Annotated in this window: 29 protein-coding genes; 9 read left to right on the plus strand and 20 right to left on the minus strand. The window is 53.9% G+C overall.

From position 1 onward, the window contains the following. Window positions 1-24 precede the first annotated feature (24 nt). The 3 genes from QZ170_RS01335 to QZ170_RS01345 are packed head-to-tail and all read left to right on the plus strand — an operon-like array spanning window position 25 to window position 1,489. Window positions 25-381, plus strand: coding sequence for a hypothetical protein (locus QZ170_RS01335; RefSeq protein WP_297176094.1), 357 nt, complete (start codon window positions 25-27; stop codon window positions 379-381). A 53-nt stretch (window positions 382-434) separates the two neighbouring features. Further along, window positions 435-782 (plus strand): DUF4810 domain-containing protein, encoded by a 348-nt coding sequence (locus QZ170_RS01340; protein WP_297176095.1) that lies wholly within the window; start codon window positions 435-437, stop codon window positions 780-782. Continuing rightward, entirely contained in the window at window positions 779-1,489 is a 711-nt protein-coding gene (locus QZ170_RS01345) for a GNA1162 family protein (protein ID WP_297176097.1), read from the plus strand. Before QZ170_RS01340 ends, QZ170_RS01345 begins: the two co-directional genes overlap by 4 nt. Window positions 1,490-1,675: 186 nt before the next feature. Here the strand turns inward: QZ170_RS01345 and QZ170_RS01350 are convergent, their stop codons facing one another. The 20 genes from QZ170_RS01350 to QZ170_RS01445 form a co-directional block, all read right to left on the minus strand. Then, window positions 1,676-2,764, minus strand: coding sequence for a hypothetical protein (locus QZ170_RS01350; RefSeq protein ID WP_297176100.1), 1,089 nt, complete (start codon window positions 2,762-2,764; stop codon window positions 1,676-1,678). A 31-nt stretch (window positions 2,765-2,795) separates the two neighbouring features. Beyond that, a complete protein-coding gene (locus tag QZ170_RS01355) occupies window positions 2,796-3,299 on the minus strand; it encodes a hypothetical protein (protein WP_297176103.1) in 504 nt (167 codons plus the stop codon). Next, window positions 3,280-4,146: a hypothetical protein gene (locus QZ170_RS01360; RefSeq protein ID WP_297176105.1), complete on the minus strand. Its 867-nt coding sequence runs from the start codon at window positions 4,144-4,146 to the stop codon at window positions 3,280-3,282. The genes QZ170_RS01355 and QZ170_RS01360 overlap by 20 nt, the downstream gene beginning before the upstream one ends. A 5-nt stretch (window positions 4,147-4,151) precedes the next feature. After that, window positions 4,152-4,436, minus strand: a complete 285-nt coding sequence (locus QZ170_RS01365) for a hypothetical protein (protein ID WP_297176107.1) — start codon at window positions 4,434-4,436, stop codon at window positions 4,152-4,154. 12 nt (window positions 4,437-4,448) lie between these two features. Next, the gene (locus QZ170_RS01370) at window positions 4,449-5,000 is read right to left on the minus strand and encodes a hypothetical protein (protein ID WP_297176109.1); all 552 of its coding nucleotides are present in this window, start codon (window positions 4,998-5,000) and stop codon (window positions 4,449-4,451) included. 5 nt (window positions 5,001-5,005) lie between these two features. Next, window positions 5,006-5,980 (minus strand): hypothetical protein, encoded by a 975-nt coding sequence (locus tag QZ170_RS01375; RefSeq protein ID WP_297176111.1) that lies wholly within the window; start codon window positions 5,978-5,980, stop codon window positions 5,006-5,008. A gap of 3 nt (window positions 5,981-5,983) precedes the next feature. Next, a complete protein-coding gene (locus QZ170_RS01380; RefSeq protein WP_297176112.1) occupies window positions 5,984-6,574 on the minus strand; it encodes a DUF6046 domain-containing protein in 591 nt (196 codons plus the stop codon). Between the two features lie 15 nt (window positions 6,575-6,589). Next, on the minus strand, window positions 6,590-7,054 hold the full coding sequence (locus tag QZ170_RS01385) for a terminase (protein WP_297176116.1): 465 nt from the start codon (window positions 7,052-7,054) through the stop codon (window positions 6,590-6,592). 254 nt (window positions 7,055-7,308) lie between these two features. Beyond that, window positions 7,309-8,247, minus strand: coding sequence for a leucine-rich repeat protein (locus tag QZ170_RS01390; RefSeq protein WP_297176118.1), 939 nt, complete (start codon window positions 8,245-8,247; stop codon window positions 7,309-7,311). Further along, window positions 8,244-8,885 carry a hypothetical protein gene (locus tag QZ170_RS01395; protein ID WP_297176120.1) on the minus strand — a complete coding sequence of 214 codons (642 nt, stop codon included), beginning with the start codon at window positions 8,883-8,885 and terminating at the stop codon, window positions 8,244-8,246. The genes QZ170_RS01390 and QZ170_RS01395 overlap by 4 nt, the downstream gene beginning before the upstream one ends. A gap of 2 nt (window positions 8,886-8,887) precedes the next feature. Then, window positions 8,888-9,028 carry a hypothetical protein gene (locus QZ170_RS01400; protein WP_297176122.1) on the minus strand — a complete coding sequence of 47 codons (141 nt, stop codon included), beginning with the start codon at window positions 9,026-9,028 and terminating at the stop codon, window positions 8,888-8,890. Window positions 9,029-9,245: 217 nt separating this feature from the next. Beyond that, window positions 9,246-11,006 carry a phage tail tape measure protein gene (locus QZ170_RS01405; RefSeq protein WP_297176124.1) on the minus strand — a complete coding sequence of 587 codons (1,761 nt, stop codon included), beginning with the start codon at window positions 11,004-11,006 and terminating at the stop codon, window positions 9,246-9,248. A gap of 442 nt (window positions 11,007-11,448) precedes the next feature. Then, on the minus strand, window positions 11,449-11,781 hold the full coding sequence (locus QZ170_RS01410; RefSeq protein ID WP_297176126.1) for a hypothetical protein: 333 nt from the start codon (window positions 11,779-11,781) through the stop codon (window positions 11,449-11,451). A gap of 43 nt (window positions 11,782-11,824) precedes the next feature. Beyond that, entirely contained in the window at window positions 11,825-12,271 is a 447-nt protein-coding gene (locus QZ170_RS01415; protein ID WP_297176128.1) for a hypothetical protein, read from the minus strand. An 11-nt stretch (window positions 12,272-12,282) separates the two neighbouring features. Next, a complete protein-coding gene (locus QZ170_RS01420) occupies window positions 12,283-13,482 on the minus strand; it encodes a DUF2586 family protein (RefSeq protein ID WP_297176130.1) in 1,200 nt (399 codons plus the stop codon). Between the two features lie 3 nt (window positions 13,483-13,485). Next, a complete protein-coding gene (locus QZ170_RS01425) occupies window positions 13,486-13,989 on the minus strand; it encodes a hypothetical protein (protein WP_297176132.1) in 504 nt (167 codons plus the stop codon). After that, complete coding sequence (locus QZ170_RS01430) at window positions 13,950-14,489, minus strand: hypothetical protein (RefSeq protein WP_297176134.1); 540 nt, start codon at window positions 14,487-14,489, stop codon at window positions 13,950-13,952. Before QZ170_RS01430 ends, QZ170_RS01425 begins: the two co-directional genes overlap by 40 nt. Window positions 14,490-14,683: 194 nt before the next feature. Beyond that, entirely contained in the window at window positions 14,684-15,148 is a 465-nt protein-coding gene (locus QZ170_RS01435) for an N-acetylmuramoyl-L-alanine amidase (protein WP_297176136.1), read from the minus strand. Between the two features lie 14 nt (window positions 15,149-15,162). Beyond that, window positions 15,163-16,248 (minus strand): phage capsid protein, encoded by a 1,086-nt coding sequence (locus tag QZ170_RS01440; RefSeq protein ID WP_297176137.1) that lies wholly within the window; start codon window positions 16,246-16,248, stop codon window positions 15,163-15,165. 26 nt (window positions 16,249-16,274) lie between these two features. Then, window positions 16,275-17,225: a hypothetical protein gene (locus QZ170_RS01445; protein ID WP_297176139.1), complete on the minus strand. Its 951-nt coding sequence runs from the start codon at window positions 17,223-17,225 to the stop codon at window positions 16,275-16,277. Between the two features lie 132 nt (window positions 17,226-17,357). On the opposite strand from QZ170_RS01445, the gene QZ170_RS01450 reads away from it, so the two are divergent. The 6 genes from QZ170_RS01450 (at window position 17,358) to QZ170_RS01475 (ending at window position 23,202) form a co-directional block, all read left to right on the plus strand. Beyond that, window positions 17,358-18,914, plus strand: a complete 1,557-nt coding sequence (locus QZ170_RS01450; RefSeq protein WP_297176140.1) for a hypothetical protein — start codon at window positions 17,358-17,360, stop codon at window positions 18,912-18,914. Window positions 18,915-18,948: 34 nt separating this feature from the next. After that, window positions 18,949-19,224 (plus strand): hypothetical protein, encoded by a 276-nt coding sequence (locus QZ170_RS01455; protein WP_297176142.1) that lies wholly within the window; start codon window positions 18,949-18,951, stop codon window positions 19,222-19,224. Window position 19,225: 1 nt separating this feature from the next. Then, complete coding sequence (locus QZ170_RS01460) at window positions 19,226-19,648, plus strand: phage protein Gp36 family protein (protein WP_297176144.1); 423 nt, start codon at window positions 19,226-19,228, stop codon at window positions 19,646-19,648. Window positions 19,649-19,654: 6 nt separating this feature from the next. Beyond that, window positions 19,655-20,929, plus strand: a complete 1,275-nt coding sequence (locus tag QZ170_RS01465; RefSeq protein ID WP_297176146.1) for a DUF935 family protein — start codon at window positions 19,655-19,657, stop codon at window positions 20,927-20,929. 212 nt (window positions 20,930-21,141) lie between these two features. Continuing rightward, window positions 21,142-22,272 (plus strand): phage minor head protein, encoded by a 1,131-nt coding sequence (locus QZ170_RS01470; RefSeq protein WP_297176147.1) that lies wholly within the window; start codon window positions 21,142-21,144, stop codon window positions 22,270-22,272. A gap of 90 nt (window positions 22,273-22,362) precedes the next feature. Continuing rightward, the gene (locus QZ170_RS01475; protein ID WP_297176149.1) at window positions 22,363-23,202 is read left to right on the plus strand and encodes a DNA adenine methylase; all 840 of its coding nucleotides are present in this window, start codon (window positions 22,363-22,365) and stop codon (window positions 23,200-23,202) included. The last annotated feature ends 3 nt before the right edge of the window (window positions 23,203-23,205 follow it).

The raw sequence follows: 23,205 nt of genomic DNA on the forward strand, positions 1-23,205 counted from the left end.
TAACCCTTCTATCAGCTTACTATCATGTGCCATCCCATTAAGCGACTTGCCACACTCTTTACGCTTACCCTTACTCTCCTCCTCGGTGTCGCCTCTTGTGGCTCTACGGTATCACTCTCTGGAGGTCTAAATGATGAGGCATACCTCGTCGTAGCCTCCTCCTCGGTATACCAAGGGCATAAGGTCTATGTCTCAATAGATGAGGAGTCCGTCGTCGGTATCGTTGCGATCCGGCCAGATCAAGTGACACCCAAAGCTAAGAGGATCACGATCACGCCTGGGCGTCATCTCATACGTGTCCACGACGCCGAGAACCGAAAGCTCTTCGAGAAAGAGATCTTCGTCTCCACACGATCGACTAAGACCATCACACTACGCTAGCTAGTACTAAGTCTATCTTCTATACCTGAAGCTGTATCCCTAATATAAGCATTATGAAACATCACCTCTGGAGTATGGTCCTAGCCACTGTATTCTTGTCTAGCTGTGGCTCTACTAGCAAGCTGTACTCTTGGTATAACTATGAGCCTGTCTCGTATGCTGTAGCCAAGAACCCAACTCCCGAGCGTATCGAGACCCTAAAGAAAGTCTACGAGCGCCTTATCAACGAGCCCAAGGGCTCACGTAAGATGCCACCGCCTGGTATCTGTGCTGAGTATGGTTACCTACTCTACAAGCAGGGGCAGCAAGAGAGGGGGCTTCGCCTACTAGAGCGAGAGATAGAGCTCTATCCTGAGAGTACGTTCTTCATCGGTAATCTCATTAAGCAGCTCAAGAAATGACACCAAAGCTACACCAGATCGCTGGGCTTACGCTCCTTGGGCTCTCGTCTCTATTCCTTCACTCCTGCGGGCTAGGTAAGGACTATACTCGTGGAGCACTCTATCCGCACCTCTATAATGATAAGCCTAAGTCTATTCTCATCATGCCTCCGATCAATGAGACGAACCAAGTGGAGGCAAAGGATAGCTTCTTTGCAACTCTGATGGTACCGCTAGCAGAGCAGGGCTATTATGTGTTCTCCCCTTTCCTCGCAAAGGAGTTGATGCAGCAGGAGAGTGCTGCAGATGCTGAGCTCTTCTTCCAAGCGGATCTGTATCCTTTTGCTGAGGTCTTCGGGGCTGATGCGTCGCTCTTTACTATTATCCATCGCTGGGAGAAGAAGGCCCTGGTAGGAGATATTCTTATAGATGTAGAGTACATCCTCCGCTCTACCCATACGGGAGAGACGCTCTTTTCTCGTAGGATAGCAGGGGTACTAGACCTTTCTACGCCTCCGAATGGAGGTGGTGGTCTTGCCGGGATGCTTGCGACTCTGTTTGTCGATATGGTGAGGACGGCTCTGACCGATAAGGCATTGGCTGCAAGCTGTGCTAATAAGGAGTGCGTATCAGATATGCCTGTGGGTATATATCATCCCAATTACGGCAAGGATAAGAAGACACCAGCGAAGGCTAGTACCCTCGAAGGTGTTCGTCTCCAACAGTAGATCATAGGAGATAGCCGTTATCTCTAAGGGCTACCATCTATAATCGGGAAAACGAAATATTACGAAATTAGGAAACGAAAAGACCTGAGCACGGAAAACGAAACGTCCTAAGAAAACACTAGCAACGGCCAACGCTTACGAAGGAGCGCTGGCCGTTGATGGTTTGTCTTGAGTCGTAATATCAGCTTACCTACTAATCACCGACAAATAGATATATCCAGTTGGGAGTGTCTGCATCACTTCTGGAACCTTGATCGTGATCACAGCTGGATCATCTAGTTGAGTCATACTGCATCCCAAAATGAAGCTTGTTTTATCCCCTGCATTATCTTCGGTGGCCTGTATTCGTGCGGCTCCTGTCCGCAGTAGCACATGGCGCTCTGGAGTTATCTCTATTTTGCCTCGAGTTTCGCTGTTACACTTCGCCTCCCTGAGTACACCTGTCGCATGTTCCATCTCGGCATAGAATACTTGATGATTTGCAACAACCTTAATCAAAGCTGACCCTATGACCTGATTTGGGAGACAGTGCCACGTATAAGCGGTTACAGCTTGTAGCTTTTCAGCCTCGTCTGGAGATATGTACACACGTTTATACTTTACCCCATCGGAAGTCTCGAGCTCTTGCATGTAGCTCTTGTTGCACCCCTTGAACAGATAAGTAGTGAGGCATGCTCCATCTATTTCCCTATTACTCATCGGCACTGATCTCACAGGACTATTATCCATAGACTTTTCAGATAGAAATGCTTTGGAATGCTTTGGAACATCATGCCCGAAAAGGAGATAGCTACCCTCCACTGGTATTGTTGTTATCATCTCTTGTAGACTATTGAGCGAGGGGCTATCTGAAGTCATCACCTCTGACGAGCTGATGGCAAGAACCATGCCCAACTCCTGATCTGATGTTGGCGTACCATCATCTGGAGCAAGATAAGCTGTCATATACTTGCGGGCATACTCATATCGATTATCCTCGGTGAGGATGTCCTTATATTCCTCCCTGAGTAGGAGGCGGTATCTATTAGGAGGGACGAGCGAGGTACCTGGGCTCTCTATGGGATAGAGAGCGCCATTGTAGGCGAGTAGTCCCTCGTCCTTCTCTTCTCGCCCTGGGGACTTGATGATCCAGGGGCGGTCTACGCCTACCAAAGAGGAGAGACGCTCCAAGAGGAGAACTTGCTGTTGGATGAACTCTAGGGTCTCGGTGGAGAGGGGATACTGTCCGACCTCTCCAGCCCCGTTGGCTGTGGTGGTGTATTGAGCGGTATGCATAATACTTAATCGGTGATTAAAGGGTAATTACTTACTTATTAAGACGCCTGTATATAGGCTGTTTGGTGGGAAGCTTGTATTGATCGACGAGCCACTTAACCTCGGCTAGGTGCTTGTCATAGACGTCGCTGGGGACAAATACGATGAACTTAGATGTCTCTATGACCTTTAGCTCCTGGGCAGTGATGAGGAGCTTAGGGTCAGTCTCCTCTGGTCGTGCAATGGGGACACCGGCCTTGCGCTCGCTGTGGGTGTAGATGACCTGCCCTGTGTTGCGTACGTCCTCTATACGATAGTGTAATCCGAGGGCGGAGGGATACTGCTCCTCTAGTACACCGAGCAGGTGACATACCTGTCCGTTGTGCTGTAGCTTATACCGATCCCTGAGATAGGCATTAAGGAAGAGCTCATACAACTTTATGAGAGGTGTCAGGGTCGCTAGGAGGAAGGCTATGATGAGTGGCTTGCGTAGGAACGAGGGCAAAGCATCTGAGACGACCTTGTGCCAATTGATGCTATAGGGATGCTGGGGCATAGGGTAGATAGTTAATAGTGAGTGACTGTAGTTGATAGTATCCTGAGCGTGGGCGATGGTAGCCGACAATGGTTGTCCAGCTATCGGTACCCGCAGGGGTAGCAGAGGCAGAGGTGACTAGGGATGCCTCTACGCCTGAGATATGAGAGAGGGCTACCACGATGTCTGAGAGGCGCAGGACTCCGTCAAAGGGTAGCGAGGAGATGTTGCCCTCGATGGTCTTGCGGATGGTCGCCTGATAGTCATCTGAGGGCTTGCCTCCATGAGAGAGGAGAACGGGCTGAATGTAGACGGATAGGGTGAGGCGTAGCTTATCACCTGGGGCGGAGATCACACGCACGGGCACGCCTGCGTCCTTGACCTGATGGATATAGGCCTTAAATGGGGTAATGACGTCATCAGTGAGGACAATGGGCTTACCCTTGTCATCTGCACCTGCAACCTTGAGATAGATAACGTTGCCTACCTCGGAGGCCACGGCATAGTGCACGACGGAGGCGGAGGACATCTGCTCGGGGGTGAGGGCAGAGGTGTCGTACTTGTCGCTGTAGGGGAGGAGGGCATACCCATGGAGGTACGCCTTAGCCTTGCGGGCGTACCAGCGCAAGGTATGGGGCTCCGCCTCGGCGACGAGCTCGGCGACGTCCTTGCGGTGGGTGTCAAACAGCTCCTCGAGGGCGTGGATAGCGGAGGCGAATACCCAGAATAGGATCGCCTCAAGGGAGACCTTACTGAACTGCTCCTCAAAGGTCTTGCCTGGGGTAAGGTGATAGCCCTGCTGTATGGTAGGATCAGCGATGAATGCCTCGCTGATGGATCGGCGGATGTCTTGTGTTGTACGTGCCATAGGGGTTAGTCCTTAAAGGTAATGCCGTAGCCATCTGAGGTGGCTACAATGCGCTCTACGGGTATGAGGCAGTGGCGCATCATCTTGACGGCGAGGGTGGGGAACATTGGGTCGTGAGGGGCACCTAGCTGGCGACGTACAGCGAGCCCAAGGGTGGGGTACTCGCCGAAGGAGCCGGGCACGCCCTCGAGGAGGAATTGGGCGGTCTGCTCTCGTACCTCCCCGAGGGTCATGCGTCCCTCAGGCAGGGCGAGGTCGCCCGTAGTAGTGTCTATCTGTATACCTATCATGATGGCTAATAGTTAGTGCTTAACTTTAGTATCCTCGTAGTCGCTTTGGCGGGTAAGTTGTAGCTGGCGACCTGCCCAGGAGGCGGCTGATGCCTTGAGGGAGGCACCTCCGTCCTGGGGGACTGGTGTCCACGAGGTGAGTATTTGCTTGAGAGTGTTGAGCTCTCGCTCTAGGGTATTGATCTTGCTGGTGAGGTCGGCTATCTTGATTATCCCACCTAGCTTACCCTCGTTGAGGGTGATACCCTCACGGGTGATCGAGATCTGCTGGTCACCTATCTGTACATTGAGCTCCTCGAGCTCATCGGCGAGGAGGACGGCACCGAGAGGCGTGCCCTCCACGAGCCCTACGATAACAAGGGAGCCCACCTTGGGGTAGAGGGTCAAGCCCTGAGTGCCTCCGCTGTCAGCCTGGAGGCTCGCCCCTAAGATAGGGGCGGTCTCATCGAGTGGCTGGCAGTCGATGGTACGGGCTCCTCGGTCAAGGCTCGTCACCTCGCAGACCTTGAGGACGGAGGATGAACGCCCTGCCAAGGAGCGTATGATGGATGCTATCTGGCTCATATTGCTTACTGTGCTACTCTGTAGCCGAGAGTCACCTCTTGGTGGAGGCCCTCAGCACCATACTTAATGACCACTTTTTTCGCTTGGTAGACGCCCATGCGCTTACCCTCGAGGCGGATAGCCACGTGGTCGAGCTTATCGATGAGGCGCGCGCCAAAGGTGGTGACGCTCCCTGTGAGCCCATCCTGCTTGAGACGCTGGAGTTCCTGCTCTGCCCATTGACGTAGCTCGCTCTCCGTCTTGTTGTAGGTGTGTAGGGTGCGAAGTTCCCCATCCTTATCGCCTACCTCCACCTTGATTTTCTTTTTCTTCCCTCGCCCCTCGGGCTGGAGGGAGATAGCCTTAATCTTGAGGCGTAGGGTGTCTGCATGTTGCTGCTTGAGTTGGCTATCACTAATAAGGTTGATGCCTGTCGCAATGACCTGCCTTGTAGCCTTACCCACATCATGATCAAAGAGTACCCCTGAGTAGAGGACAGCTTGTCCGTCCTCGTAGCGAAAGAAGCTACGAATGCCCTGCTCCTTGAGGGTGCCGAGGAGGCTCGCCACGGTGTCGGCTTGCACTCGGTAAGCACCGAGATGTTGCTCGCCCATCACACGGATCGGCGTTGCGATGCCTTGGTCACGGAGGACACCCTCCAGGGTGGCGGACTTATACGCCTTGGGGAGGGTTGGCTGGGTCTTGAGGCGGTACATCTCATCCTCACACTCCAGGACAACGGGTGTCTTAAAGCCGATCTCCCGGATGTAGCCGACGAAGACCAGTTGCAGGTCATCGTCATAGCCGAGGGATACTCGCACCTTGTCCCCACGCCTCAGGGGCACGCCCTCCCGCTGATCCCAGAGCATGCGCTTGGGTAGCGTAATCTTACACGTATCGGTAAGCTCCTCGGTGCTGCGCTCTATCTGTAGGGCAGTGACCTGAGTGATCACCCACTTACGGGTGCTCTCTATCTCTACACGGGCGGTTAGGCGGTACATAGGCTAGTAGTCTGTGCTGTAGACGTTGTACTCATCATCGGAGAGAGCGGAGAGGGTAAGCTCCTGGTAGTTGGTCGCCGTATCCTGGGTGAGTGAGTAGCTCTTGATAACTATACGATTGACCCTAAAGAGATCAAGGAAGGCACTCTGCACCTGTATGGGTTTGTCCACCTCAAGGTACCTCAGGAGCTCTCGCAGACCCTCCTCGGGGTAGCGGTCGGCGATCTTGCCGTCCTCAAGCCCTTGGATGCCGACAGCTATGTTGATGTCGTAGTCGCCAGAGCTGATATACTCCTTAACCGTGCCCGTCATGCCGACTACCTGGGTGGTAATGATTTGCTTGGTGCGGGTCATCGCCACGACGGCATCAGCAAGCTCTAGGGTAGTGCCATCCTCTAGGCGCAGGCGAAGGGGACAGAGCACGTACCTGCCCTCCCACCAGGCGGGGTCGGTGATGGGCGAGGCTACGGGTGAGGGAGCGAACTCCCCTGCCTCCTCGCGCTGGGGGAAACTCCCCTTGCTCTGCTGGGGGAAGCGGTAGAGGAGCACCTTGCCAGCCGTGATGGCTGGGGGTACAATGGTCTGTAGGGGCATAGGGTGATCGTGTTACTAGTCCTCAGCACCACCTAGGCGGTGACGGATGTATAAGTCCTGATAGTAGGTGACTTGCTTGACAAAATCGGGGGTGAGGGAGCTATCAATAGTCATACGGTGCTCCAGCCATTTGCCAAAGGCGATGAAGGTGTCTATCGTATCTACGATGTTTGCCTTTTTGTCGATATTGGCAATAGCATCGCTGAAGGTCTTGAGCTGCTTGACCAGACCTGCATCCACCTCATTGCTGGCGATAGCTCTATCGAGGAGCTTATTGATGGAGAGTAGGATCTTATTAGCTAGCTCAGGACGGGTGATATTCTGGGCTGCACGTAGCTCCTGCCACCCACCCTCCTTGACCCACTTGCTGATGGTCGTCTCAGACACCTCGATGCGCTGCGAGATGCTCTTTTGCTCCTCCCCCTGGAGGTAGAGTAGGCGGGCAAAGTCCTTTTTCTCGGCTCGTTCCTTAGCTGTCATTAGCTTTGAGAGTTAGAGGTGGGTAGTACAGGGCTAGGTCCTGGCCCAGGATCAGTTGTATGCAGCCCATAAAATTCAGGGTGCCACACCTTGTCTAAGGCCTCTGCCTTTGACTCATCAAGCACCTCCCAGTCAGCCTGACTGTCAATGCTCGTGCGTACGATGAGGCCAATAGCCTTTAGCTTACGATTGACTAGCATCTTCCCCTCTGGGGCATCTAGTCTGATTGATCTTTCTTCTCCCATATCTATCTGTTATCTATAGGTTATCGTCCACCCCTTACTCGTTGCGACTTTACCCAACTCCGCCATCTCTGAGGGATACCTATCCACCAAGCTCTGTGGTAGGTACATCACTGTACCAGTAGAGACACTCTTAGCCTCATTGATGAGGTAGCGTACGCTCTCAAGAGAGAGCGCAACAGACTGAAATGCTATGAGCTCGCGCCCAACTCCCTTTAACCGTATCTCGCGGAGGTTTGAACATCTTGTGATGAGACTTGAAATGTTAGTAGCTACTGACAAGTCAATGATGCCCTCTACTTCCTCTAGCATCGCACACCCATCAAAAAGGTACTGCGCATTGCTTACCATGCCAGCTCCAAGAGATAGCTTTACCCTCTGGAGTTTTGTACACGCATAAAACGCCGCGAATACATCTGTCACCTTGGATACATCGCCAATAGTTACAGATCTAAGCGAAGCACATTCTGCGAAGGTGTAGAATAGCGAAGCATTCTGTGGCATTGCTCCAACAACCACAGACTCTAGCGAACTCGCCTTATGTGCAAAACTTCGCATGCTCGTCAAGTTAGGAAGATCTGGTAATGTGAGTTTTTTGACCTTCACACTCTCCTGGATGAAACTCTCCATGCTCACAGCCTTGCCAATTCCTTCTACAGAGGGAACACTGGTGAGGTTAGGACATCGAGCAAAACACCAAGATAAGTCGCCGGAGGTATACCCATCATCGATTTTTGCGGGAGGGAGCGCCTCGTCTTTCCACTGATAGAACTGCTGCGATTTGAATATCTTGATTGGAGTGGGCGTTAGGCCACGTATCTTGTCTGGGTAACTGGATAGCCCATCTTCTTCAGCCACGGATGCTCCTAATTCTACTAGAGCCATCCTTATCTCCTCCTTATCTCGCATAAGAGCTAGCAGTTCATCTGCTACAGCCTTTGGTGTATTCATCTTGTACCTCTTATCGTCTTTATCAATTCCAAGACGACGAGCCATCCGCCCGTCGCCCACTCTTCTTGCGTCATCTTTGGGTCATCTTTTGTGGTTGCCAGATAGCTAGCATAGGCGTCTATCCCATCATTGCCAGGATCGCCCTTAATAAAGGCGGCATACTCCTGCTCCGTGTCCACCCATCCTTGACTCTTGGCGAACTCAAATGCGCTGAGACCAGTCGCTCCTCGCATGGCGGTCGTTATGTCCGCTGTGATTATATAGGCCTCTGGAGTGGTATATCCTCTCTCATGACGGGGGAGCACCTCGCACAGTCCTTGGCGCAGGCGATGTCCTATGTATGTATCACCCCCTGAGATAGAGGGTGTAAAGTAACTCACCTCAATATCCCACTTACCCGGAAGCTGCAATGTAGCGGGAAAGTCTACCTCTAGGATACTCTGACGTATACGCCACTCTGGTCTAACTGGCTGCCATCTCATATAGGGTATGAGTTGTACAGAGACCTCGCGAGCAAGAGATAGATCTATCTGCCTACGCTCAAAATGGCTACTACCTGATGGGTCTGGGAGCAGTAGTGCTTGGGCGTAGAGGATGAGGGATAGAGTGGTGTCGTTACCCAATATTATCTGTTGCATAGCTATTGTATTGCTAGATTTGCATCATTGACGGCGGAGAGGAGTGTCTCGGTGATAAGCGCCTTGATCTCGGAGGTGTCGCTGGAGAGGTTAGTCGTCTGCACGGTGAGACTCTCGACAAGCTTCCCGATATGGATGTTCACATTACGCAAGCCACTGGCATTGCTTGCTCCTCCTGTACCGTGCGCTCCTGGTCCACCAGTGCCACCACCGGAGTTGTCTGTTCTGGGTGGCTTTATCTTTGGAATCCCGAGCCCTCCACCATCAAAATGAGTCATTTGCATTTGGAGCTTAGGAGTGTCAGATTGCTCCTCTTTGGCACTCCGCTCCATCTCCTCATCATACGCCTGCCTGAAGGCACTAGCGGTGTCTTTGCCAAACTTGCCAAAGGGCTCCCGACACACGCTTAAGAGCAGCATCAATACCATCTCCATCAAAACTTAAGGCAGACTTTATGAGGTCAAAGACTCCGCCAAATACATCCTTGGCGAGTGTCCAGATGTTGGTAAATGCCTCTTTAATCGCAGCCCAAAGCCCCTTAACAATCGCACGGAACTTAGCCGATGTCTGCCAAAAGTAGACACCTAGGGCGACGAGCCCCGCTATCCATCCGATGATAGGGATGCTAGTGATGGCTGTTGAGACGGCTGCGCAGGCGGCACGTCCCGCCGTAGCGAAGGTGGCGAATGAGAGCTCAGCACTGAGTGCGAAGCCTACGTGTGCTGCGCCACTAGTGACTAGTGAGGCAATATAAGATCCTAGGGCAGCGATCCCCGAGAGGAGCGCACGTCCAGAGAGGATGGCTATCTTGAGCGCAGCCTGTCCAGCCTTGAGAGCTAGTGATCCCATCCATGTAACAGCCGAGCGCAGTGTGCCTACCCATGTGCGCCATGAGCCTCCTACGATCCATGTATAGATCCCTTTGATGCCACCTCCTGCAAATTGTAGGAGGGGTAATAGCTGGGCGATGGGGATAGCGGCATCTCCTAGAGTAGAGCCCCAAAGGGCAATGTCACCAATACCATTAAAGATGCTAATCTTTAGATCCTCTATCTTCTGACGGATACGTGCTTGACGCTCCGCAAAGCCATCCATAACAGTTGCAGCCTGATCTTGAGCCGAGGTCGTACCTTGAATGGCTGCTGTATAGCCAGCAATATCCTCAGATCCTCCAACCAAAGCCATAGCAGCGTTAGCATTCTCCTTACCGAAGAGCCGAGTAAAGAGAGCACTATCCTGCATCACGGGACGTAGCATATCTAGTCGCTCCTTGAGGGAGAGGTTTTTGTCGGCAAGACGGGCTACGTCTATACCCATCTGGGCGAGCTCCTTGCGTACTTCTCGGGGAAGAAAGCGCCCCTGAGACAGGGTGGAGAGGACGTTGCGCAGGGCGATACCACCCTCACTGCCCTTTTTCCCCGCCTTGTCGAGTACCTGGATAGCGGCATTCGCCTCTTCAAAACTCACACCTGCGCCTTTGGCTGCCATACCTGCCTGCTCCAGTGCCTCCTTGATCTGGGGGAGCTCTGCTGATCCCTCCTTACCTGCAGCAGCCATGACGTTCATCATGCGCGCCATCTCCTCAGAGGCCGCAATAGGGTTGGAGAGATCTACGCCATATTGGTTCATCGCTGTGTTTAGCACCTCAGCGGCGGCGGTGGCATCGCCCCCCATGAGCTTAGAGAGGGTCGCCACATGGTCACCCATAGCCTTGAGGGCTACAGGGCTCTTGGCGAGCTCAGGGGAGAGCTGGCCGAGGATGAGCTTGTAACTCTCGACCGCTCCAGCGGCATCAATACCAAAGGCTTTAGCAGTGTCACGTGCGTAGCCCTCTATCTGGCGTAGTGACTCACCCGTGACACCAGTTATCGCCTGTAGGTCGGTGAGTGAGGTGTTGAGAGCGACACCTGGAGCAATGATACCGCTGAGGCTCTCCGATACCCGTTGAAAGCCCGAGGAAAGTGTCTCAATCTGTAAGGTTAGACCAACAAATGATTGTAGACCCTTCTGAGCAGAGCTTACCTTGGCAGTAAACTCTCCGGTGGCCTTATTCAGGCTCTCCATTTGCACGGTGAAGTCACCTCCAATATTAAAGAGGTAGTTCATTGCTGGACTAGTCATACAGATTTACTATATTTGCTATTGAATTCTAAGATGACAGAGTTATGCTTGAAGAAAATATTTTCTTTCGCATCTTAGTACACATCCTTGCCGCTTGTGTACTGCTACCGTTGATTTACCTAGTCATCAGGATGTTCGTTGAGGCGTTTACAGCTCCTTTCCGCAAGAACTCTAGCTCAGGGGTAATGCCTCCATCTCTATTCTGGATGTGGTTCATCACACACAATAAGGACTAGGTCTCATCCTTCCCCCCCGAGGGCGAGGGCTACAGCACGCTGTAGCTGCTCGCCTTTTCTTTTTTCGATCCAAAGGGACTGGGCAAGGGCTCTTGCCCAGTCCTCCTCATCTAGGATCTCGGGATCGAGACCAAGGTAGGCTCGTATGAGGGCACACCCCTTGAGGTAGTCCTGGCTAGCATCATCATCCTCAAGGAGGTGCGCCTCTATACGTTTTTTAGTGTTGCCTTGGCTGAGGTGATGAGCTCACCGATAGCGGAAGCAGCAGCCACGATGAGCACCCCATCCTGTAGGATAGCCTCGCTACCTGCTACCCGACAGTTGGCAAGGAGTACCCGAGAGCTCTCCAGCTCGTCGGTCTTAGCTACCTTGCTGACGGCCTTGAGGGTATCAAAGTCGGGACGACGGAGGTAGAGGCAGTGGATGGTGTCGCCATCTGTGACCTCAATGAGGTAGATACGGCTGGGGGTCTTCGCCTTGAGGGCATCGAGAGCGTCGGGGGTGAGCTCCCCGATACGCTGGGACTGGGTCTTATCCATGATGATATTACTCGTACTTAATAGGTGATTAAAGGGTGATTAACTAAGCCTTGCCCCCCCATTCAATATGGGAGGGGACGAGCTCGAGGTCTACGGGGATGTCGGTGTCACCCTCTTTGACCTTGCGGGAGTTGTCGCTGAAGTGACAGTTACGTATCTTGTCGTAGGTGATGAGCCCCGTGGTGGGGTGTAGATAGCCCACTAGGACGTCAAACATCCCGAGGTCTTGCAGGCGACCCGTGGGGCTCTTAGCCTGTAGGGCGACGACCTCATCGAGGTAGAGGGTGAGCTTAGCCGAGGGGGTGATGCGCCCGAGCCCACGCCCTACAGGGTGACGCCCTGCGCCGTACTTATTGACAACCTCCTGCTTATCATCGTACTCTACGGCGGTGATACCCGTGAGGGGCACCCCCTGGATCGTTACCAGGACGTTAGCCCAGCCGTAGAGGACGCCATTGATTAGGGGCGTGCCGTTATTGTCTAGTGCCATACTATATCTACTTATATCTTATTCGTGTAGCCGATGCGCAGGATGAACTTGCGAGCTACACCTACAGGGACGTTACGGATGATAACCTCAATGGAGGAGGACCTAAGGATATCCTGGTCTGGATCGATGTACACCTTATAGCCAGATAGTTCACCGGACTTGGTCATATCCTCAAGGGCTCGGTTAGCCTCCGTCTCAAGGTATGCCACTGAGTGACTCTGTAGCTTACCAGTAGTCTCATCGAGGTAGATGTTACCCGAGAGCTTGCCCACGAGATAGCGGCGGATACCACGCTCCGCCTTGTCCATTGTACGCACACGCTCTAGGTAGGCATAGTCACTAAGGCCATCGTCCATCGTGTGGCTGTCGCTGGCGTAGGTACCATTGATGTCGGGATAGGTGACGGCAAAGAGATAGTGCGCCTTGTCGAGGGTGTCGATAACGGCCTCATCGAGGTCCCGTAGGAGGGTGCCATCGCCAAAGGCAGGGAGGCTCAGCCCGAGGGGGAACTGATCCACCCATCCAATAGACTGATGGACACGAGCCCGGGAGAGAATACCGAGGAAAGAGCCGAGAGCCGAGACACTCGTCTTTGCAGTATTATTTGCCTCATCGGCATAGAGCTTAGCTGCGATACCCTCGCCATCTTGAGCAATTATGACCGATACACGGCTCTTACCTGTCCCATGCAGATTTACAGGCAGGCTCGCCACTGGTGACGCCACCTTGGGAGCAAGGAGGACTGACAGAGGCATAGAGGCAGAGGCAAGGCTATCGGCGATCCCACTAAGGGTAGTGATGAGAGCTGTGTCTGCTGCCTTATCTCCAAGCCAAATACCCACCTGCCGAATGCGCCCCTGGGCATAGCGCTGTAACTGCTTGAGCTCAGCAAACGTATATGCACCACCAGAGGGCTTGGCGAACAAGCCTACGTAGAGGAGGACGCCAGGGTTGAGACGGTAGATCTCAGAGAGGTGGTAGTGCAGGACACAAAGCTCCCACTTAGCATTATCGGCAGTGATGCCGAGGGCTTCGGCTCGCTCGATACTGGAGATGGGGAGGATGCGACTCGTAGTGCTGTAGCCGTCCTTGACCCCTGCCTTGGCTGTGGGTAGGTCGGTGACGTAGGCGATGAGCCCCGAGATATGATCCTCTCCAGGGAGAGAGGCAGGGATACCGCCATTTTCCCTCAAGAAAGTTAGCTTATTCATTGTCTAGTGCTGTTGCTTGCGGAGGTGGGCGGGTAGGAGTGTCTCTCGCTCCTCCTCAGTGAGCCCAGGTGCAAAGAAGTAATCCACCTGATCAATCTTTAGACTACGTGCATAGTTACGAGCATCGGAGTAGCTAGGGAAAGCTGTTCCATCGGTGGTGAGCCAGACGATAGGAAGCTGATGCGAGCGAAGGACCTCACGAGCGATGGAGGCAAGTGCCGTAACCTCTTCAGGCTCTCCCTTGGGCGTCTCCTCGGGCTCATGGTTGGGAGCTTCTGGGGCTAGGATGTCCTTAGCTTTCCCCGCCTTGCTCTTAGGCTTCCCCGCCTTACGGTCTCCGTCGTCGGGTGTTGCTATGTCATTGGGCTCCGCTTGGGGAGCATTGGAGGTGTCCTCCTCTGACGCAGGCGTAGTATCAGAGGATCCTATGCCTGGTCCCTCAGGTGTCTGAGGAGAGGTCTGCTGCTCTACCTCGTCTGGGGTAGGCGTCGTTTGATCTTGAGCCATAGTGCTATGATAATTAGGATGATGGGGATAATAATTGGGATGATGTAGAACAAGAGGGATATATAGCTCCCCGTCCTTTGATCTACCTCCTTATGCTCCACAGACTGTAGAGTCTTGTGTTGCTGGCGGTAGAGGTGCTCTACCCGAGGATAGAGGGTTGTGGAGTCTGTAGAGGCGACCAGATGGAGGCTATCCCCCCGACGAGTTGCCTTGAGGTGTATCCGTCCTTGGCGGACGCTATATCCAGCTCCATCAGGGAGCATCGGGAGGGTCTGGATCGGGAGCTGTAGGGTCGTCGTCTCCCCTGGGAGGGTCACGGGGACTGGCTGTACCTCGATGCGCTCTCTGAGGGTATCGGAGGAGCTGGCGTAGGTCTGGCTCGTCTTGCGTACGCTGCAACTCGTGCCTAATAGGACACTGAGACCAAATACGGCAAGTAGTGCCCTTAGTGATTGCCCGCTCGAGGCGTGCGAGCATCTGGCGCATCTCGCTGTTGTCATTCGCTATATCTATTACCTGATTATGCAAGCCCTCGTACATCTCCTTGTAGGTGTCGTGCACCTCCTTGGCTGTACGTGCCTGCCTAAGCCTTGTGCTGGTGATCCACCCGAGGAGCATTCCTACGCCCCCCGTAGGCACCAGCCACTGTAGGAGTTGTAGGATGCTTTCCGTCATTGGTGATGTGCTCTATCGTTTACTGATTGATGCCGATTGTGCTCAGCCACTGCTGCACGTTGAAGCTTGGGCAAGCCTTACGGGCGACCTCATTATGTCCGATGATACGGACTCCTGGGTGCTTGGAGTGGAAGTCGAGGACGTACTTACGCATGGACTCTAGCTGCTGAGGTGTGCGGGTGTCCTTAGGGGTCTTGCCGTCACGGGCACAGCCCCCGACATAGACTACGTGGCGAGCGATCTGGTTATAGCTGACAGCACCATTGGTCACCTCCCACGGGTCTACCTGAGCATCCTCGTTGTTAGCTACCAGTCGCTCGACCCTGCCATCTAGGTGGATCATATCGGTGTAGCCGACCTGCTTCCATCCACGCCCGCCCTGGGCGACAGGTGCGGTATGCCATCGGCGGATCTCGTCACTGCTCACCGCCCGCCCCTCGGGCGTAGCGGTGCAGTGAATAACGAGGTACTTTAGCTGTGCCATAGTTGTATCATTTACTAGGCAGTAGCACTGACGATAGCAGCCGTGCATCCCTTACTACGCAGTGGGCAACAGATAGAGCGCTGACGTAGGTTAAAGAGGTTGCGGTGGTGCAGAGGGTCATTCTTTGCCTCGCTGGAGTAGGTGACTAGAGAGCCCGTGGCGCGCATCATACTCTTATCATGATAAGCGATCGAGGCGGGCTTGTGCTGCGTCTGAGCCAGAGCTCCATAAGCCAGCTTGGTCTTTGCGGTGGTATCGTAGTAGGGGGAGCTACTCATCTCATAGATGTCAAAGCCGTAGAGACGCCCAACCTGACCATTGACATTGTCTAGGTTATACTGACGCTGGAATGTCTCACTTACAGAGAGTAGATCCTGTACATGATCATTACAGAGCACCAGCACACGCTGCCCCTGAGGGACGCGACGGGCATCAAACCACTTTTTTAGGCGCCTCAGATCAGCGAGGGTGAGCTTCTTACGACCTCCTTCCTCGGCGGTGTCACCCGTTGTGAGGTACACGGGGGTATCAGCCTCACTGTGAGACTGTGGAGCAATAGCATGTAGAGCCTTATTGGCAATCTCCTCTGCGACAGCCTCCTTATGTCGCTCCTTGACACTACCTAGTTTATCATAACTGATGGTGTCGAGCTCCTTATCACTAATAGCAGTAGCTTCCGTTTCAAAGTTGGCAAGGGATACCGCTCGGTCACCATCTCTAAGTTCCTGCACATTGAGTGGATAGGTATTGTTGTCGATAAGCACCTTAGGGTCTCCACCTAGCTCCACAAAGTGAATAACATCATTATTTACATGCTCGTCGTAGGCAGGGATACGCTTATACCAGCCGAGATGCTCGAGAGCCTCGCGGAGTGCCTTGATCAGCAAGCCCGTGTAGATCTCCTGGGCCACCCCTGCATTGATGTTGCCAGGTTTGTAGATGACACCGATACAGAGGAGGGCTAGCAGAGTGACAGCCGATCCGATCCAAGCAGGGATGCCGATCAAGAGAGCGATGAGTGCACCGACAGCGGCATCTATAGCCAGCACGCCGAGGCTCACGACAAGAGCTGCTATCCAGCTCGGGATTTTATTCTTCATATTTCCGATTTGATGAGTTAGACTACTTACTTAGGTAGATCGATACCAAACTCAGCCTTGTAGAGGCGGGCATACTCCTGGGGGCTCTCCCTCTTGAGGGTGTCTAGTTCGTCCACGGGGACATCCGAGAGTTTGGCATGCTGCTGAGGCATAGCACTACCCCCCATGGGTGAGGGATGGATGAGCTCTGAAGGGAGACGGGCTGGCTGGAGGTCTGCAAGGGTGATGCGCAGGGTCTCAGCTCCCATCGTGAGCCCAATCTGTGTATAGTGAGCTCGCTGGGCTTCGGTTAGCTTGCCAAGGCGTACAGCCTCGTCCACAAGTCCTCTGACAAGGGCTTGGCTCATCTCTTCCGCCTGCTTGGCTCGGAGCTTGAGCTGCTCAATAGTGCCGATGAGCTCCGCCTCGGTAGCCTGCTGGCTTAGCCCGAGGGCTAGGGCAATCTTTTCATTCATGTTGTCTGTATTTTGGGGTGATACTTTGGGGTTACTTAGGGGGAGTAGAGGGAGGTCGGGGCACTCAGTACCTGAGGCGAGGGTGATGCGCTCGCCCGAGGTGTTGTAGAGTTCAATGGCAAGCGCCTCATCGTTAGCTCCTATATCCACGATGGATACCTCATCAAGCTTACTCTTAGTGATGGTCATACGAGTCTGCCCTGGTAGTAGGTGCTCGGGAGCATCACTGAGCTCAATGATTGTAAGCCCAGCGCTGGACATGCGCAGGAAGCCCTCCTCCCACTTGCGAGCAATCTTGGCGGCGAACTCATCCGACATATCAAAGACAGGCGTGCCGATGATCTTATCGCCATCAATATGGATGTCGTCGATGCGACCAATGGGGATGTCCTCTCGGTCATATCTACGGTGCATCCACAGGAGCACAGGGTTGCGCTTGTACTGCTCGATGTCCACACCTGAGGTGAGCACACGGGTGCCATAGGAGTTCAGGGCAGAGGTGCTTATGATTACTTGTTTCATTGCCTTTGCTATTGATTTCTGGTGCAAAGGTCGCCCCTCAGTAGTAGGGGCGGAAGAAACGTTGCAATCTTGGCATAGATACTTTGTTAAGGGGGTATTTCAGGGGACTTTTGCACTCAAAAAGAGTACCCAATGGCATCAGCAGCAGAGAGAAAAGAAGCTCTTGAACGGTGGAAGAGTAGGTGCGAGCTCGTGCGCTCAGCCACCGCATTCATTCCTCAGGAGACACCTGCCGAAAAGGACAAGCGCATCCGCTCGCTCCTGAAGGACTACAACGCCTTCGTTGAGTACTATTTTCCCCACTTTACCCGTAATGAGACGACGGGTAAAGTCACACGCTGTGCCCCGTTCCATATCGAGGCAGCACAACTCATCAGAGATAATGACAACCTCAAGGCAGTCTTTCAGTGGGCACGTGGACACGCCAAGAGTACCCACATGGACATATTTGTACCGATGTGGCTCATGGCGATGGGCTACCTCGGGCGTCGCTACCTCAATGTAATGGTGCTTGTGGGCAAGAGCTACGACAATGCTACCACCCTTATCAGCGATATACAGGCTGAGTTGGAGAACAACCAGCGCTTCATCGCTGACTTTGGCACCCAAGTGAACCAAGGATCGTGGGAAGAAGGGAAGTTTGTCACCCAGGAGGGGGTAGCCTTCTTCGCCCTCGGACGAGGACAATCCCCCCGAGGACTGCGCTATCGAAACCATCGCCCCGACTACATCGTCATTGACGACTTGGATGATGATGAGCTAGTGCTCAATAAGGATCGTGTCAATCGGCTCACCGAGTGGGTGCGGGAGGCTCTCTTCGGTACCCTCGATGGCGGGCGAGGGCGATTTATCATGGTGGGCAACCTCATTGCCCGCAACTCAGTCCTCTACAACATTAGCCAGATTAAGAGCGTACACGTCTCTCGGGTCAATATCCTCACTGCTAAGGGTGCAGTCACCTGGGCGTCCAAGTGGACACGGGAGGAGGTGCGTGAGATGGAGGAGTTCATGGGCTATCGGGCATTTAACAAGGAGTGCCTCAATAATCCAATCCTTGAGGGTACAGTCTTTCGGCAGGAGTGGATACGCTATAAGCGCATGACCAAGCTCACCGCCTACAGCGACCTTGTGCTCTATATTGACCCCTCATGGCGGGGCACCAAGAAGAATGACTACAAGGCGGCGAAACTTTGGGGCTCCACTCCGATGGGGGAGCTACACTGTATACGCCCGTTCCTCCGCCAGTGCTCCATCGCCGAGATGGTACGCTGGGTCTACGACGTCTACGAGTGGGTAACCAGCCAAGGTGCAACGCTACGCATCTATATGGAAGCAAGCTTCATGCAGGATATCCTCCTTGACGACTTCACAGCAGAAGGTAACCAGCGTGGCTATCAGCTGCCTATCACGGGCGACAAACGCCAAAAGCCAAACAAGTACGCTCGTATCGAGGCGGTATCCCCCCTCTGGGAGCGTGGCAAGGTCTACTACAATGAGGCATACCGTACCGATCCCGACATGGTTGCCTCCATCGAGCAGACCTTGAGCTTTGAGGCAGGCAGCTCCGGTTATGATGATGGACCCGACGCAGATGAGGGTGCTATATGGTTGCTCCAGCGACGTACTCGTACTCAGGGCATCGCACCCATCCTGGGACGACGATCCTCCTCTGGGCGTAATCGCTGGTAACCTCCCCCTAACCACTGCTTAATCATTGCTCAATATGGATATCATCTCACTTAACAAGCGGCTCTTCACCGCCCTCAAGCTCCTCATCTACGATTATCACCTTGCTCATGCTAAGCGCAAGGCTACACGCTACACCCAGCTCACAGGTAAGCGTGCAGTAGTCATCCTGACCGAACATCGGTGGCTCTTGAGGACACGCCTCTTACCCGTAGCTGTACGGCTTGACGCAATACCGGCCCATGTCCGTGGCAAGGTAGTGCGCAAGGCTCTCTACTTCCCCCATCCCACCACCACTCATAGATCTCACTAGTATGTACATCACCGACGAGGACTACCGCACCGCCATCACCCTAGAGGAGCAAGCGGTCATTAGTGAGCATACTAATGAGTGGCAGGCTGCCGAGCGGGTAGCCATAGAGCTTGCCTCTGGCTACCTCCGTGCTCGCTATGATGTAGACAAGGCTTTCGCCGCCCGAGGAGAGGAGCGCAATCCCCTACTCGTACAAGTCATCGTGCACATTGCCCTCTATCAGATGCTCCACCGCCTACCCCAGCAGATGGGCTACGATAGATACAAGGAGCTCTATGACGAGGCTCTGCAGTGGCTCAGCGACGTACAGCGTGGTGTCAATAATCCCAATCTCCCTGCACCTACTGACCTAAGCAATGGGTCTAAGGGTGGACTAGAGACTATCCGCTCTGGAGGCATCAAAAAGAGTACCTATCACTATTAGTATCCTATGGCACAACATAACAGTAATGATAATGACAAGCTCCTGCAACTAGCCAAGAGCATTCAGGCTCGGCGGATCGCAGCTGAAATAACTCGTAAGACCGATGCCCTCACCCAAAAGGATATAGCTAGTTGGCGACGAGCCTGGCAGATGGCGATAAATGTCGAGAGCCCTCGGCGTGCCTACCTCTACGACCTCTATGCTGACAGCCTCGTCGATGGGCACCTCTCTGGATGTATCGAGCAGCGCAAGAGTAAGACCCTAGGGCGACCCTTCCGCCTCCTCGGCGCCGAGGGGGAGGAGGATGCTGAGGCAACTGCCCTCTTGGAGCGCGAGTGGTTCTACGACTTTTTAAGCATAGCCCTAGATAGCATCTTCTGGGGTCACTCGCTCATCGAGATGGGCGCAGTCATACGTGACGACAAGGGGCTACGCTTCGATAGCGCGACACTCATTCCGAGAAAGCATGTTGTGCCCGAGTATGGTGTACTGCTGCGTGATCCCTCCGATGACATCCCTCAGGGCATCCCCTATCGCAGTGGGGATTATGCTCGCTGGATCGTCGAGGTGGGTAAGCCCTACGACCTGGGACTCCTCCTTAGGTGTGCACCCTACTACATCAGTAAGAAGAATATGGGAGCCTTCTGGGATACCTTTGGCGAGATCTTCGGCATGCCCATGCGTATTGCCAACACCTCTGCCACCAACAAGGCGGACATCGCACGCATTGAGGAGGTGATGGACAACATGGGCGCAGCCTTCTGGGGAGTCTTTCCCGAGGATACTAAGATTAGCTTCCAAGAGAGCTCCCGAGGGGATGCCTACAACGTCTATGACAAGCGACTAGAGCGGTGCGACAAGGAGATCAGCAAGATCCTCCTTTCGCAGACAATGACTATTGACAACGGGTCCTCCCTTTCCCAGAGCGAGGTGCACCTGGAGATATTTGAGCATATCTGTGCCGCTGATGCTAAGCGTATCGGCTATATCATCAATGACCGCCTACTACCCCTCATGGTCTCCTCCGGCTTCCCCGTTAAGGGGCTAACCTTCGCTTGGGACTACTCGGATGAGATGACTGAGGCAGAGATGCGTGAGCAGGAGCGTGTGATCCTCCAGTATTATGACGTCGATCCCGAGTACTTTACACGCAAGTACAACGTGCCCATTATTGGCAGACGCTCGGGGGGCATCGAACCCAGCGAGCCAAGCCCTACCAACGACGATAAAGGCGAGGAGGAGAGCAAGGCACTAGCCAAGGATAGCGATTTTTTCGCCTAAGGGGGCAGGGATCAACTCGCTCCCTGCCCCCCACCATACAGCTAACTAACCGATACAATGCCCTCCACGAGAAGCTCGGAGAGCTCTATACCTGCACCTGCCCCCTCTGCCTAAGCGCAAAGGGTAAGGGCAACGAGGCACGCCCCTACGACGAGGACATTTTTGAGCGTGCAGCACGATACATCCACAAGCATAAGGGCTTCAAGGCGTCAATGCTGAGCGATGCACCTATACGTGCAGCCATCCAGGAGAGCTACGACATCATCCGCCCAGCCCTCCAGCACCTCGAGCATCACACCCCAGAGACCGTGCGCCACGCCCTCGATAACAACGCCTTTATCTTCTCGGGCTTCCGCACCTACCACAGCTTACGTGAGCTGGGGCTCTCCCTCATCGATCAGGAGGGGCACATCCGCCCCTATGAGGACTTTAGGGAGGATGTAGTGCGTATGCACAACAAGTACAACGTCAATTACCTAGAGACAGAGTACGAGCACGCCGTAGGGTCGTCTCTCATGGCTGATCGCTGGTACGAGCAACAGCAGGGAGATTATAGATACAACCTGCAGTACCGTACAGCAGGCGATAACCGTGTACGTCCAGACCACGAGGCACTCGAGGGGATCACCCTACCTAAGAGCGATAAGTTCTGGGACGACTATTACCCCCCTAACGGCTGGCGTTGCCGCTGTGATGTCGTAGAGGTCTCCCCATCCGACTATCCCCTCTCCGATAGTACCGAGGCGAGCCAGCGAGGTAGCGATACACTCCGCAAGAGCAAACAGGAGGTCTTCCGAGGCAACCCAGGCAAGGACCTGGTCCTATTCCCAGACCGTCACCCCTACTATGGGCGCAAGGGCATTGCTCACTGCTCCACAGCACAGCACGCCACAGGAGATAGTGAGGGGGATGCCTGCGGTGTCCTCGCTGAGATCATCAAGGCAAGAGAGGGCAAGCGCAAGATAGAGCTCACCCCAGAGCAACGAGAGCGACGCAAGGAGATACAGCGACTAGCAAAGGAGCGGTTTATGGGTGAGATCGTAGAAAATGGGGTACGTGTAGAGATCACAATGACAGGTATCAAGGAGATACTTAACCAGCCCCACGAGCACTATTTCGCAAAGAATGAACTACTACTAGACCTACCCAAACTCATCAGAGAGGCTAAGTACATCGGGGCTTATGAAGATGCAGGGAAAAAGGAATGGGTCGTGCAAATACACCTTTTCGAGGTGGAGATAGAAGGCGATAAAAGCTGGCTTATAGCCCTGGAGAATAAGCAGGGGAGAGTCCTACTGCACAGCATATCCGATAGTCCCCAGGTAGCCACAAAAAAGAGGTGACCCCCAGAAATGACCGTACCCGAACTACAGTCGGGGTTAGGGCATCTCTGAGGATCACCTCACCACAAAAGTACAATGAATAAATCAAATATGCAACAGATACGATCATACCGCAAAGCCCCCCTACCTTTTCAGGGGCAGAAACGCAGGTGGCTGAGTGAGCTCCGACAGCTTGCATTCACCTTCCCCGCTGGGGCGACCGTGGTAGACCTCTTTGGGGGTAGTGGGATCTGCGCCCACACCGTGCAGCAGTTCCGCCCCGACCTCCACGTCATCTGGAACGACTACGACGACTACCAGCATCGCCTTGACCTCATACCCGAGACCAACGCACACCTTGCCGAGCTCAGGCGCATCATCGGCGACCTCCCCCGAGGGCAGGTGATACGCAAGGATACCCCCGCCCATCGTGACATCCTAGCCCACATTAGCGAGGCGGAGCGCACGGGTGCCGACATGCAGACCATCATGGCGTGGCTCACCTACAGCTCCGATGATAAGAGCGTCGCCTCACCCACTGCCCACCTCTACAACCGGCCCCCCAGCCAGCCCTACAATGCCGAGGGCTACCTCGTGGGCGTCGAGCGGGTGAGCCTGGACTATCGGGAGCTCCTCGGTCAAGTCCCTCAGGACGTTATCCTCATCGTCGATCCTCCCTACCTCTCTACCTCTGCCCTGAGGTACGCCCAACGGGAGGAGGGCAAATTCTGGGGGCTCACCGATCACCTGCGTCTGCTCTCCCTCCTCAAAGGCTACGCCTATATCTATTTCTCCAGCTCTAAGAGTGAGGTGCTCGAGCTCGATGCCCTCACCCAAGAGCTCATCGGCACGGGCTACCTCGGCACCTATCAGCATATATGCAAGGGCACCAAGATGTCACACAACTGTACGGGATACACCGACTACCTCGTAACCAACATCAATCTCTAGCCC

It is taken from the genome of uncultured Porphyromonas sp. (genome assembly GCF_905372525.1).
GTDB lineage: Bacteria > Bacteroidota > Bacteroidia > Bacteroidales > Porphyromonadaceae > Porphyromonas.